This is a genomic window from Microbacterium radiodurans (assembly GCF_008710705.1).
Classification (GTDB): domain Bacteria; phylum Actinomycetota; class Actinomycetes; order Actinomycetales; family Microbacteriaceae; genus Microbacterium; species Microbacterium radiodurans.
In genome coordinates, this window is sequence record NZ_VYRZ01000003.1 from 184,148 (window position 1) to 197,326 (window position 13,179).

At 72.3% G+C, this 13,179-nt stretch carries 11 protein-coding genes; 3 read left to right on the plus strand and 8 right to left on the minus strand.

The annotated features are described in order from the left end of the window. Positions 1 to 15: 15 nt before the first annotated feature. From ptsP to F6B42_RS11155, 3 genes are read right to left on the minus strand one after another with little or no spacing between them, the layout of a single operon-like run. Positions 16 to 1,671, minus strand: a complete 1,656-nt coding sequence (gene ptsP, locus F6B42_RS11145) for a phosphoenolpyruvate--protein phosphotransferase (RefSeq protein ID WP_150419766.1) — start codon at positions 1,669 to 1,671, stop codon at positions 16 to 18. Positions 1,672 to 1,714: 43 nt separating this feature from the next. Continuing rightward, positions 1,715 to 1,987: an HPr family phosphocarrier protein gene (locus tag F6B42_RS11150; RefSeq protein WP_150419767.1), complete on the minus strand. Its 273-nt coding sequence runs from the start codon at positions 1,985 to 1,987 to the stop codon at positions 1,715 to 1,717. Continuing rightward, positions 1,984 to 2,331, minus strand: coding sequence for a PTS sugar transporter subunit IIB (locus F6B42_RS11155; RefSeq protein ID WP_150419768.1), 348 nt, complete (start codon positions 2,329 to 2,331; stop codon positions 1,984 to 1,986). Before F6B42_RS11155 ends, F6B42_RS11150 begins: the two co-directional genes overlap by 4 nt. Before the next feature lie 139 nt (positions 2,332 to 2,470). Between F6B42_RS11155 and F6B42_RS11160 the strand changes: the two genes are divergently transcribed. Beyond that, a complete protein-coding gene (locus tag F6B42_RS11160; RefSeq protein ID WP_396652472.1) occupies positions 2,471 to 4,354 on the plus strand; it encodes a BglG family transcription antiterminator in 1,884 nt (627 codons plus the stop codon). Between the two features lie 29 nt (positions 4,355 to 4,383). Here the strand turns inward: F6B42_RS11160 and F6B42_RS11165 are convergent, their stop codons facing one another. The 3 genes from F6B42_RS11165 to F6B42_RS11175 form a co-directional block, all read right to left on the minus strand. Beyond that, entirely contained in the window at positions 4,384 to 4,953 is a 570-nt protein-coding gene (locus tag F6B42_RS11165) for a GNAT family N-acetyltransferase (protein WP_150419770.1), read from the minus strand. A gap of 122 nt (positions 4,954 to 5,075) precedes the next feature. Continuing rightward, on the minus strand, positions 5,076 to 6,761 hold the full coding sequence (locus tag F6B42_RS11170) for a phospho-sugar mutase (RefSeq protein ID WP_150419771.1): 1,686 nt from the start codon (positions 6,759 to 6,761) through the stop codon (positions 5,076 to 5,078). Beyond that, on the minus strand, positions 6,758 to 7,591 hold the full coding sequence (locus F6B42_RS11175; RefSeq protein ID WP_150419772.1) for a purine-nucleoside phosphorylase: 834 nt from the start codon (positions 7,589 to 7,591) through the stop codon (positions 6,758 to 6,760). Before F6B42_RS11175 ends, F6B42_RS11170 begins: the two co-directional genes overlap by 4 nt. Before the next feature lie 100 nt (positions 7,592 to 7,691). Here F6B42_RS11175 and F6B42_RS11180 point away from each other — a divergent pair, with 100 nt between their 5' ends. After that, the gene (locus tag F6B42_RS11180) at positions 7,692 to 9,155 is read left to right on the plus strand and encodes an NAD(P)H-quinone dehydrogenase (RefSeq protein ID WP_150419773.1); all 1,464 of its coding nucleotides are present in this window, start codon (positions 7,692 to 7,694) and stop codon (positions 9,153 to 9,155) included. Positions 9,156 to 9,287: 132 nt separating this feature from the next. On the opposite strand, the gene F6B42_RS11185 is transcribed toward F6B42_RS11180, so the two are convergent. Together F6B42_RS11185 and F6B42_RS11190 are read right to left on the minus strand one after the other, a co-directional pair. Next, the gene (locus F6B42_RS11185) at positions 9,288 to 11,054 is read right to left on the minus strand and encodes an acetyl/propionyl/methylcrotonyl-CoA carboxylase subunit alpha (RefSeq protein ID WP_150419774.1); all 1,767 of its coding nucleotides are present in this window, start codon (positions 11,052 to 11,054) and stop codon (positions 9,288 to 9,290) included. Between the two features lie 78 nt (positions 11,055 to 11,132). Next, entirely contained in the window at positions 11,133 to 11,789 is a 657-nt protein-coding gene (locus tag F6B42_RS11190) for a Maf family protein (protein WP_150419775.1), read from the minus strand. Positions 11,790 to 11,858: 69 nt separating this feature from the next. Between F6B42_RS11190 and F6B42_RS11195 the strand changes: the two genes are divergently transcribed. Next, on the plus strand, positions 11,859 to 13,178 hold the full coding sequence (locus F6B42_RS11195; protein WP_150419776.1) for a class I SAM-dependent RNA methyltransferase: 1,320 nt from the start codon (positions 11,859 to 11,861) through the stop codon (positions 13,176 to 13,178). The last annotated feature ends 1 nt before the right edge of the window (position 13,179 follow it).

Here is a 13,179-nt window from a genome sequence, read left to right on the forward strand (position 1 = left end):
AGGTTCTGGTGCATGTCAGACGCCGGCAGCCTTCTGGGCTGCGGAGCGTGCGGATGCCGCGTCGGTCGCGGCGAGGGCGGCCTGTGCGATGCGGCGCGCATCGTCCAGGCTGTAGTCGAGGAGCGTCGCACGGACGTCCGCGAGGGCGGTGGGGGCCATCGAGAGGCTCGTGGCGCCGAGGCCGACGAGCACGACGGCCAGCAGCGGGTCGGCTGCCGCCTCGCCGCAGATGCCGACGGGCTTGCCGTTGGCCTGGCCCGCCTGGCCGGTCTCGGCGATCAGGCGCAGCACGGCGGGGTGCCACGGGTCCTGGAACGACGACACCGAGCCGAGCAGGCGGTCGGCGGCGAGAGTGTACTGCGTGAGGTCGTTGGTGCCGATCGAGGCGAAGTCGGCGACCTTCAGCACATGATCGGCGAGCAGCGCCGACGAGGGCACCTCGACCATGACTCCGGCGGTCTTGATGCCGTACTCGCGGGCGAGCGCGACGAAGTACTCGGTCTCCTCGACGGTCGAGACCATGGGGGCCATGACCCACAGGTCGGCGTCGGTCGCGGCGTCCGCTTCGGCGAGGGCGGTCAGCTGCTCGCGCAGGATGTCCTCGCTGGCGCGCAGGGCGCGCAGACCCCGGAGGCCCAGGGCGGGGTTCTCCTCGTGCGCGTCGTTGAGGAAGGCGAGCGGCTTGTCGGCGCCGGCGTCGAGGGCGCGGACGACGACCTTCTGTCCGGGGAACGCCTGCAGGAGCTTCGTGTACGACTCGCGCTGCTGCTCGACCGTCGGAGCCTGCGACGAGCTGAGGAACAGGAACTCGGTGCGGAAGAGCCCGACGCCCTCGGCGCCGAGCTCGACGGCCTGAGCCGCGGCCTCGGGCTTGCCGAGGTTCGCCAGCAGCGGGATCGCGGTGCCGTCCGACAGGGCACCCGGCGTGAGGGGAGCGGATGCCGCCGACTTCCGCTCGTCGGCGCGGTTCTGCGCCTGCGCGAGCTCGTCGTCGGTGGGGTCGGTGGTCACGACGCCCTTCGCGGCGTCGACGATCACGGTGTCGCCGTCGGCCAGGCCCGTGGCGTCGGTGACGCCGACGACCGCGACGATGGACTTCTCGCGGGCGAGGATCGCGGTGTGCGACGTGGGGCCGCCCTCGGAGGTCACGAGTGCGAGCACCATGTCGAGGTCGAGGAGCGCCGTGTCGGCCGGTGCGAGGTCCTTCGCGACGAGCACGAACGGATGGCCGGGCTCGGGGACACCCGGCGCGGGCACGCCGCGGAGGTTCGCGATGACGCGCTGCGCGACGTCGTCGAGGTCGGCCGCGCGCTCGCCGAGATAGCCGCCCATGGCCGAGAGCTGGTCGCGGAACGACGCGAACGCGTCGTGGACGGCGAACTCGCCGGTCTTGCCGGCCTGCAGGCGCGTGGCGACCTCGGCCTCGAGGCTCGGGTCCTCGGCCATCATCGCCTGCGCCTCGAGCACGTCGCGGGCGGCTCCGCCGGCCTGCGCACCGCGCTCCTCGAGCTCGCGCGCGACGGCGGCGACGGCATCCTTCACCCGTGCCGTCTCGTCGTCGAGCGACCGCTCGGACTTCTCGTCCTTCGGCGCCGGAAGCGGCTCCGCCATCCGTGCGATCGGTCCCTGCGCGACCCCCAGGCCGATGCCTACTCCGCGAAGCTCACCCATGTTGCTCGATCTCCTTCGTTCCGTGTCTCGTATCCGTCGTTCGTCACTCGTCGTGATCGGTGGCCAGCAGCTCGGCCAGCGTGTCGAGTGTCTGCTCCGCCGTCTCACCGTCGGCGGTGAGGGTCACATAGTCTCCGTACTCGACGCCGAGCGCGATGACTCCGAGGATGCTGGCCGCGTTGACGGGCGCGCCGGCGCCCTTCGCGATGGTGACGTTCGCCCCGGAACCCTTGACCGCCTGCGCGAACAGCTTCGCGGGACGCGCGTGGAGGCCGTTCGACGATCCGATGCGGACGGTGCGCGATGCCTCGCTCATGAAGAAGTCCTCTCCGTTGACGGGATGTCGGTGCGGGTTCGGGTGGGGAGGGAGTCGGTCACGAGCTCGAGCGTCCGGCTGCCGTCGAGATCCCGGAAGATGTCGGCGGGCAGCGGGATGACGCGCGTCCCGCGTGCGGCGGCCGCCTCGGCGATCCGGTCCATCTCGGTGACGAGATGGGGTCCGACGAGGACGACGTCCGCCGCATCGAGATCGATCGGCAGTGACTGCTCGGTTCCGGCGGTGGCGGTGATGTCCAGGCCGCGCTGCTGCGCCGCGTGGCGCACGCGCTGTGCGACGAAAGTGCTCGACGCGCCAGCGCCGCACACGACCAGGATCCTCATCGACCGCTTCCTCCTCGTCCCATTGTTGTGAGAGTCCTGAGAGCGGACAACCCATTCCTGCTTCCGCGGGGGCGGAAGTCGGGGTAGCCCGTGATGGAATGGGAGCGTGACCAGAAGCCGGCAGGATCGCGTCCTCGCGATGCTCGTGCGCGACGGCGACTGGGTCACCGCCTCCTCGCTCGCCGATTCCATCGGGGTGACCCCGCGGTCGATCCGCAGCTACGTCACCGCCCTGAACGCGCGGGTGGCCGGCGGTGTGGTCGTCGAATCGGGCCCGCAGGGCTATCGCGCGGGAGCCGACAGCGCCGCCGCGGTGCGCGTCGAGGACGCCGGAACCCCGCGCGACCGTCTGCACCGACTCGTCCGCTCCCTGCTCGACGCCCCAGAGGGCATCGAGGTCTTCGAGACCGCCGATGCGTTCTTCGTCAGTCCCGCCACGATCGACGGCGACCTCGCGCGCGTCCGGGGGCTGCTCGGGGGGACCGAGCTCAGTCTCGAGCGCACGGCATCCCGAGCGCGCCTGCGCGGCACCGAGATGGCGCAGCGGCGCCTCCTCAGCAGGCTCGCGCACGACGAGACCGACGACGGGTCCTTCGATCTCGAGAGCCTCCGGCGCACCCTCGGCGAGCGATCGGTGGGCGCCGTCGCCTTCGGTCCCTTCAAGGACGACCTCGTCGCGGAGCTGACCGGTCTCGGCTACTTCGTGAACGAGTTCGGCATCGGCGACGTCGTCATGCACATCGCCATCGCCGCCGACCGGATCAGCCGGGGCCGGGCGCTCGAGCTCGCGCACGCCGACGACGCCCCGCAGCGGGCGCAGGTCGGCGAGATCCTCGACCGGCTCACGCAGCGCCACCTCGGCGTGGTGCTGGGGTCGGGCGATCGGCAGCACCTGGCAGCGCTCGTGCTGACCCGCGTCGTCGCGCCCGGTGCCACCGAGCCCGCGTCGCTCATCCGCGAGCGGATCGACCCCGACGTCGAGGCGGCCGTCCGCGACGTCGTCTCGCGTGCGGCGGCGGAGTTCCTCGTCGACATCGACCAGGAGGACTTCGTCCTCCGTCTGTCGCTCCACGTGCAGAACCTGAAGCACCGGGCGCAGGAGCAGGCCTGGTCGCGCAACCCGCTGACCCGGTCGCTCAAGGCGACCTACCCGATGATCTTCGAGGTCGCGGTGTACATCGCCGACGCGCTGCGGGGGCTGCTCGGCATCCCGCTCCTCGATGACGAGATCGCCTACATCGCGATGCACGTCGGCGGCCGGTTGGAGCGCAGCCGGCGCTCCGCCCAGGCGCTGACCGCGACGATCGTCTGCCCGGGCTACTACGAGCTCCACGAGCTGCTGCGCTCGAGCGTCGACCGCTCGCTCGGGCAGTCGCTCGACGTCGTCGGGGTCGAGACGCGCGTCGACCCGGACTGGGCCTCGATCGACACCGACCTCATCCTCTCGACGATCGCGCCGCCCATCGTGAGCGACCGGATCGTGCACATCCAGCCCTTCCTCACCGACGCCGACGTCGATCGTGTGCAGGCGGCGGCGGCCCGGGTGCGACGGGCGCGTCGCCTGGCGCGCCTGCGCGCCGACCTCGAGCGGTACTTCGATCCGGCGGCGTTCGTCCGCGGGTTCGGCGACGCCGACGAGGATGCCGTCATCCGTCGCCTCGGCGAGCTCCTCGTCGCGCAAGGCGTCATCGACGAGGACTACATCGACCGGACCATCGAGCGCGAGAACCTTTCGTCGACGGCGTTCACCGATGCGCTCGCCGTGCCGCACGCGATCGGCATGACGGCCACGCGCACCGCGATCTCGATCGGCATCGCCGAGCCGTCGATCGCCTGGGGCGACGGGCGGGTGCAGGTCGTGGCCATGGTGGCCTTCTCGGAGTCCGATCGAGCGGCGTTCCAGACCGTTTTCGAGCAGCTCGTCGAGGTCTTCAGCGAGCGCGAGAGCGTGCAGCGGATCGTCCGGCGCGGCACGACCTTCGGCGCCTTCCTCGACGAGCTCGTCGCGGTCGTCGACGGCTGACGCGCGGCCGACCGGTCGGTGGGGGCAGGTCAGCGGGCGAGTCGTGCTTCGAGCCCCAGCTTCACCGCGGGCCACTCGTGCGGGAGCAGGGAGTACACGACCGTATCGCGGAGCGTCCCGTGCGGACCCAGCCGGTGGTTTCGGAGCACTCCGTCCTGCTTCGCCCCGAGGCGCTCGATCGCCGCCCGGGACTGCCGGTTGTGCCACGACGTGCGGAACTCCACCGCGATGGCGCCGCATCTCTCGAACGCGTGGCCGAGCAGGAGGCGCTTCGCGGCGGTGTTGGTCGCCGTCCGCTGCGCCGTCGGCGACAGCCACGTGTGTCCGATCTCGACGCGGCGGTTGGGCTGATCGATGTTGCAGAACGTCGTCATGCCCACCGCGACATCGTCGCGCAGCACGGCGAACGGGTTCATGTGCCCCTCGTTCCGCCAGGCGAGGCGCTGAGCGATGTCGTCGGGTACGGACGCCGGGACGGAGGTGTACCAGGCGTACTCCAGCCCGGCGGTGGCTCGGGCGAGGTCGTCGGCATGATCGGTCGAGAGCGGAATGAGGCGGACGTGCTCGTCGGCGAGCTCGATCGGATCCGTCAGCAGCATCCCCGAAGCCTATCGGCGCCGCTCAGCGATACGTCCGTCGGGCGGGTGGTGCGCATGTCGCATCGCGGCAGCCGTGAGTGATCACCAATCCCGGCCGCCCGACGAACGTATCGCCGCCGGCGTCAGCCGATGGCGGCGAGCAGCTCCCGGATGCCGTTCTCGAGCCCCGCGAGGCGCGCCGCGGCATCCGCGGACGAGTCGCCGCGCACGTCGAGGTACAGCTTGAGCTTCGGCTCGGTGCCGCTCGGGCGCACCAGCACCCGCGCATCGCCCTCGAGCCGGATGCGCAGGATGTCGCCGAGCGGCGGGCCGGAGGTCGGCGCGGCGAGGTCCTCGAACGACACGACCGCCGTGTCGCCGATGCGGGTCGGCGGTGCCGCGCGGAGCGCTGCCGTGATGCGTCCGATGACCGCGAGATCGTCGACTCGGACCGAAACCTGTCCGCTCGCGAAGGAGCCGAACTCCGCGTCGAACTCGGCGAGGAGATCGCCCAGCGTCCGGCCCTGTTCCCGCGCCTCGGCGGCGAGGCCGAGGATCGCGACGGCGGCGGAGATGCCGTCCTTGTCCTTCACGGTCTCGGGGTTCACCAGGTAGCCGAGCGCCTCCTCGAATCCGTAGACGAGTCCGGGGGCGCGCGAGATCCACTTGAAGCCGGTGAGGGTGGCGTGGAAGTCGAGGCCGTACCGCTCGGCGACGACCTGGAGCGCCGGCGAGGACACGAGCGAGCAGGCCAGCGAGGCGCCGGAAGCCGCACCGGTGTCGGCCGCCCGCCGCGCGGCACGCCAGCCGAGGATGAGCCCGACCTGGTTGCCGGTCAACGCCCGCCAGCCCGAGGGGGCCGCGGCATCCGGGATCGCGACGGCGAGGCGGTCGGCGTCCGGATCGTTGGCGATGATCAGCTCGGCGCCGGCCTCCTGGGCGGTCGCGACGGCGAGGTCGAGCGCGCCCGGCTCCTCCGGGTTGGGGAACGACACCGTCGGGAACGCGCCGTCCGGCTGCTCCTGAGCGGCCACCGAGATCGGATGCGGGTACCCCGCCACCTCGGCGATGCGGCTGAGCGTCTCGAAGCCCACGCCGTGCATGGCGGTGTACACCCAGGCGAGGCCGGCGGCGCCCGCGGGTGCCGGGGCGACCGTGGCGGTCGCGCCGACGTACGCCTCGACGACCTCCTCGCCCGCCGTCTCGAACTCCGACGAACGCGGCAGGGCGCCGATGTCGCCCGCGTCGGCGACGCGCTGGATGTGCGCCGCGATCCCGGCGTCCGCCGGCGGCACGATCTGCGCGCCGTCGTCGGATCCGCCGAGGTACACCTTGTACCCGTTGTCGTCGGGCGGGTTGTGGCTCGCGGTCACCATGACGCCCGCGTCGGCGCCGAGGTGGCGCACGGCGAATGCGAGCACCGGGGTCGGCAGCAGGCGCGGCAGCAGGATGGCGCGCAGCCCGGCGCCGGCGAAGATCTCGGCCGAGTCGCGTGCGAAGCGCGCCGATCCGCGGCGCCCGTCGAACCCGATCACGACGACCGGGGGAGCGTCGGGGCCCGCCTTCTCGAGCAGGTAGGCCGCGAGGCCCGCGGCTGCCTGCGTCACGAGCACCCGGTTCATGCGGTTGCTGCCGGCGCCGAGCCGGCCGCGCAGGCCCGCGGTGCCGAACGCGAGACGCGTGGCGAAGCGGTCGACGAGGTCGGATGCCGCGGCATCCTCTCCCGCCTCCGCCGCCGCGATGAGCGCCGAGAGCTCCGCGCGGGTGTCGGGATCGGGGTCCTGGGCGAGCCAGGCGCGGGCTGCGGTCAGGGCCGCGGCGGCGTTCACAGCGCCTCGATCACGCGGGCGAGGAGCGCGGAGATCACCGGCTCCGCCTCGCGGCCGGCCTCGATGACCTCGGCATGGCTGAGCGGGGTCTCCTGGATGCCGGCGGCGAGGTTGGTGATGAGGGAGAACCCGAGGATCTCCATGCCGGCCTGGCGGGCGGCGATCGCCTCGAGAGCGGTGGACATCCCGACGATGTCGCCCCCGAGCGTGCGCGCCATGCGCACCTCGGCGGGCGTCTCGTAGTGGGGTCCGCGGAATTGCGTGTACACCCCCTCGTCGAGGGTCGGGTCGATCGAGCGGGCGATGTCGCGCAGTCGCGCCGAGTACAGATCGGTCAGGTCGACGAAGGTGGCGCCCTCGAGGGGCGAGTCGGCGGTGAGGTTGATGTGGTCGCTGATGAGCACCGGCTGGCCGGGCGACCATTCCGGCTTGATGCCGCCGGCGCCGTTCGTGAGCACCATGGTCGTCGCCCCGGTGGCGGCGGCGGTGCGGACGCTGTGGACGACCCGGCGGGTGCCGTGGCCTTCGTAGTAGTGCGTGCGCGCGCCGATCACGAGCACGCGCTTGCCGCCGGGCGTCAGCACGCTCCGGAGCGTCCCGACGTGGCCCTCGAGCGCGGGCTTGCTGAAGCCGGTGACGTCGGTGGCGGGGATGGTCGCGGTGGTCTCGCCGATCAGCTCCGCGGCGCGGCCCCAGCCGCTGCCGAGGGTGAGGGCGATGTCGTGGCGCGGCACGCCGGTGATGCGGGCGATGTCCGCGGCGGCCTGCCGGGCGACCTCGAAGGGGTCGGCAGCGGGATCGTCGAGGGGATGCGCGGAGGTCTCAGCCATCCCCCCACTCTAAGACGCGCGCGGCCGCCGCCCCAGGGAGGACCGCACGCGTCGCCGCACAGGTCAAGGGCGGCCGCGAGCTCCGCCGCGCTAGGCAAGAATGGAACGCATGTCGCCTCTCAGCTTCGAGCGCACCCAACGCGTCGCCGTCCTCGGCGGCGGTCCCGGCGGATATGAGGCGGCGCTCGCCGCCGCCCAGCAGGGCGCGGAGGTGACGCTCGTCGAACGCGCGGGCGTCGGCGGCTCGGCCGTCATCACCGACGTCGTGCCGTCGAAGTCGCTCATCGCGACCGCGGATGCGGCTGTCGCGATCAGCGAGGCCTCCGATCTCGGCGTGCAGCTGTTCGCCCGCTCCGACTCCGGGACGCCGCTCAAGCCCGAGATCGCCATCAACCTCGCGGCCGTGAACAAGCGGCTGCTCTCGCTCGCGCGCCAGCAGTCCGACGACATGCGCGCGCAGCTGGTCGAGGCGGGGGTGCGGATCATCTCCGGCCACGGCCGTCTCGACGGCACGCACGCCATCATCGCGGCGACCGGCCCCGGTGGCACCGACTTCGATCGCGTCGAGGCCGACACGCTCGTGGTGTCGGTCGGCGCGTCGCCGCGCGAGCTGCCGACGGCACGCCCCGACGGCGAGCGCATCCTCACCTGGACGCAGCTCTACGACATGAAGTCGCTCCCCGAGCACCTCATCGTGGTCGGCTCGGGTGTCACCGGCGCCGAGTTCGCCTCGGCGTACATGAACCTCGGCGCGAAGGTCACGCTGATCTCCAGCCGCGACCAGGTTCTGCCCGGCGAGGACGCGGACGCCGCCGCGGTCATCGAGAAGGTGTTCAAGCGCGGCGGGATGACGGTGCTCTCGAAGTGCCGCGCGTCGAAGGTCGAGCGCACCGCCGACGGCGTCGTCGCGACGCTGTCGGACGGTCGCGAGATCGCCGGCAGCCACTGCCTCATGGCCGTCGGGTCGATCCCGAACACCGCCGACATCGGCCTCGAGGAGGCCGGTGTGCAGCTGACAGAATCGGGTCACATCCAGGTCAACCGGGTCTCCCGCACATCGGTGCCGAACATCTACGCGGCCGGCGACTGCACCACCTTCGTGCCGCTCGCATCCGTCGCCTCGATGCAGGGCCGGCAGGCGATCTTCCACGCGCTCGGAGACACGGTCATCCCGCTCGAGCGCCGCCGGATCACGGCGAACATCTTCACCGCTCCCGAGATCGCGACGGTCGGTCAGCAGGAGAAGGACGTCGAGGCGGGTCTTGTCAACGGCTACGTGCACAAGCTGCCGCTGGCGGCGAATCCCCGAGCGAAGATGATGCGCGTCAAAGACGGATTCGTGAAGATCATCGCCCGCGAGGGGTCGGGCACCGTGATCGGCGGCGTCATCGTCGCCCCCCGCGCCTCGGAGCTCATCTACCCCATCGCGATCGCCGTCGAGCGTCGCCTGACGGTCGACCAGGTCTCGCGCGTGTTCGCCGTGTACCCGTCGCTCGCGGGCAGCATCACCGATGCCGCGCGCGCCATGCACCTCGTGCAGCGCGACGAGGATCCGATTCCCTGACCCGGGCGCGGTGCCGCGGCATCCCGCTCGTGCTGAACGCGCAACCTCGGAGCATCGCGCGAACCTCGGACGATTCGAGCTGAATCCTTCGAGGTTCGCGTCGTTCTCCGCGCGAAGCCCCGTGCCTTCGGGTCAGGAGATCGTGAGCAGGGCGTGGCCGGCGCTCACCGTGGCGCCCGGCGCCGCGTCGATCGCGCCGACGACACCGTCCTTGTGAGCCTGGATGGGCTGCTCCATCTTCATCGCCTCGAGCACGACCACAAGGTCGCCCTTGACGACCTGCTGCCCGGCCTCGACGGCGACCTTGACGACGGTTGCCTGCATGGGCGACTTGACGGCGTCTCCGGATGCCGCGGCACTCGCGTTCGCGGCGTGCGAGCGGCGCGAGGGCGGCACCTGAGCCGGACGGCCGACGGCGGTCGGCGCGGATGCGACGCGGTCGGGCAGGCTCACCTCGAGGCGCTTGCCGGCGACCTCGACGACCACGGTGTGGCGGCCGGCCGGCTCGGCGGGCGCATCAGCTTCGCCGTCCCACGCCGGGATGTCGTTGACGAATTCGGTCTCGATCCAGCGCGTGTACACGCCGAACGCGCCGTCCGACCCGACGAACGCCGGATCGCGGACGACCTTGCGGTGGAAGGGGAGCACGGTGGGCATGCCCGCGACCTCGAACTCGTCCAGCGCGCGCCGCGAGCGCTCGAGGGCCTCCTCGCGGGTGCGTCCGGTCACGATGATCTTGCCGAGCAGCGAGTCGAACGCGCCCGAGACCGAGTCGCCGGCGGTGACGCCGGAGTCGAGCCGGATGCCGGGACCGCCGAACGTCTTGAAGACGTGGATGCGGCCGGGCTGGGGGAGGAACCCGCGACCCGGGTCTTCGCCGTTGATGCGGAACTCGAACGAGTGGCCGACCGGCTCCGGGTCGGCGTAGTCGAGGGTCCCGCCCTCGGCGAGGCGGAACTGCTCCCGCACGAGGTCGATGCCCGTGACCTCTTCCGAGACCGGGTGCTCGACCTGGAGGCGGGTGTTCACCTCGAGGAAGGAGATGGTGCCGTCGGCGCCGATGAGGAACTCGCACGTCCCCGCTCCGACGTAGCCGACCTCGCGGAGGATCGCCTTCGACGAGGTGTAGAGGATCTCGCGCTGCGCGTCGGTGAGGAACGGTGCGGGGGCCTCCTCGACGAGCTTCTGGTGGCGGCGCTGCAGCGAGCAGTCGCGCGTCGAGACCACGACGACGTTGCCCGCGGCATCCGCGAGGCACTGCGTCTCGACGTGGCGGGGCTTGTCGAGGTACTTCTCGACGAAGCACTCGCCGCGGCCGAAGGCGGCGATCGCCTCGCGGGTGGCGGACTCGAACTGCTCCGCGACCTCGTCGAGCTCGCGGGCGACCTTCAGGCCGCGGCCACCGCCGCCGTACGCCGCCTTGATGGCGATGGGCAGGCCGTGCTCGGTGGCGAAGGCGATGACCTCGTCGGCTCCCGAGACCGGGCCGGGGGTGCCGGGGGCGAGCGGGGCGCCGACCTTCTCGGCCACGTGGCGCGCGGTGACCTTGTCGCCGAGGGCCTCGATCGCCTCGGGCGAGGGTCCGATCCAGACCAGGCCGGCGGCGGTCACCGCGCGAGCGAAGTCGGCGTTCTCGGCGAGGAAGCCGTACCCGGGGTGCACGGCGTCTGCGCCGGAGCGGCGGGCGACCGAGAGGATCTTCTCGATGGAGAGGTAGGTCTCGGCGCTCGTCGACCCGCCGAGGGCGTACGACTCGTCGGCGAGGCGGGAGTGGAGCGCGTCGCGATCCTGGTCGGCGTAGACGGCGACGGACGCCTTCCCGCTGTCTCGGGCGGCGCGGATGATGCGGACGGCGATCTCGCCGCGGTTCGCGATCAGGACCTTGGCGATCTCAGGCATGACTGCCAGCCTAGCGAGCCGATGCGCCGCTCCTTTGGATCACTGGCACAAAGTGAGCACGAGAACCTGGGCGGAAGCCTACGAAGGGTCGGGGCGGTTCCAGAGGTCGGTCCAGGCGACGCCGAGGTCGGCGACGAGGCGGCGCAGCGTCGACAACGACATCCCGACGACCGTCGAAGGATCGCCCTCGACCCGTGTGATGAAGGCGCCGCCGAGGCTGTCGACGGTGAACGCCCCCGCGACCTGCAGCGGCTCTCCCGAGGCGACGTAGGCGGCGATCTCCGCGTCCGTGATGTCGTCGGCGAAGGTGACGGCGGCCTCCGCCACGGCGAACGCCTCGCGCGGTTCCGCTCCCGGAGAGAGTCGGAAGACCGAGTGGCCGGAGTGCAGGATGCCGGTGCCGCCCCGCATCCGGTGCCAGCGGTCGGTCGCGACGTCGGGCGTCAGGGGCTTGCCCAGCACCGCGCCGCCGAAGGCGAACATCGAGTCGCCCCCGATGACGATGCCGTCGAAACCGGGCTCGGCCGCGGCGAGCGTCGAGGCGACGTCGGCGGCTTTGCGCCGCGCGAGGACCAGCACGTGCTCGGCGGGCGGGAGCGTTCGGGACTCGGCCGATTCGATGGCCGCGATGGCGGCGTCCTCGTCGACCTGCGGTGGGCGCGTGATGGGCTCGATGCCCGCCTGACGCAGCAGCATGAGGCGGGCGGGAGAGGTCGAGGCGAGGCAGACGCGCATGCGCTTCACGCTACCGCCGGCGACCCGTCCCGCCCCCGGATCGCCGCGCCCGTGTGGGACGATGGAAGGATGCACTCTTCCGGCGAGACGCTCGACCTCGACATCACCGACGTCGCCCACGGCGGCGTCTTCGTCGCACGGCACGAAGGACGCGTCGTGTTCGTCCCCGACGCGATCCCGGGCGAGCGGATGCGGGTGCGTCTGAGCGACACGTCCAAGCCATCGTTCTGGCGTGCCGAGGCGCTCGAGGTCGTCGATGCCTCGCCGCATCGGCAGGCGCACGTCTGGGATGCCGCCGACATCGAGCGCGCACCCGAGAACCGGGCCGGAGGAGCGGACTTCGGGCACATCGCCCTCGCGCACCAGCGCGAGCTGAAGCGCCGCGTCATCCGCGATGCCCTCGTCCGCATGGGTGGACTGAGCGGCGACGCCGCCGACGTCGTCGTCGAACCCGCGGGCGAGGCCGAGAGCGCGGACGGCACCGGATGGCGGACGCGCGTGAGCCTCCACGTCGACGCGGACGGGCGCATCGGACCCTATGCCGCGCGATCGCACCGGGTCGTCGAGGTCGCGTCGCATCCGCTGGCGACCGCGGCCATCTCCGACGCCGCCACCCGGTCGCGCAGCGCCTCGCCCGGACGCCTCGACATCGTCGAGCCCGCCGATGGCCGCGTGCGCATCCTGCCGCGGCCCGAATCGTCGGGGCGCACCGGCCGAGGGCGGTCGGCACGCCCCGCACCCGTCGATCCGGCTGTTCGCGAGGTCGTGGTCGAGCGCGCCGCCGGCCGGGAGTTCCGTGTCGACGTCGGTGGATTCTGGCAGGTCCACCGCCTCGCGGCCGACGCCATCTCGGGCGCCGTCGCGCAGGGGCTCCGCGCCGCCGGACGCGACGCGCTCGATCCCGATGCCTGGCACCTCGACCTCTACGGCGGCGTCGGACTCCTCGCGGCGACCCTCGGCGACCTCGGCGGCCCCTCGACACGCGTGACGAGCGTCGAGGCCGACGCGCGCGCGACGGACCACGCCGGCGAGAACCTCGCGGAATGGGTCGGCGCCCGCGCCGAGACCGCACGGGTCGATCGGTGGCTCGGCGGTCTCGAGCAGTCGGCCTCGCCGAGCGAGCGCGCGCGCGTGCGCGCCGGGGTCGTCGTGCTCGATCCGCCCCGCTCGGGCGCGGGGCGCGAGGTCGTGGACGCGCTCGTGCGCCTGCAGCCCGAGACGATCGTCTACGTCGCGTGCGACCCCGTCGCCCTCGGGCGCGACCTCGGGCGTCTGCGTGCCGGGGGCTACGAGCCGGCGTCGCTGAGCGGCCTCGACATCTTCCCCAACTCGCACCACGTCGAGACCGTGGCGGTTCTCACCCGTGGGGGCTCCGCTGTCCTAGGCTGAG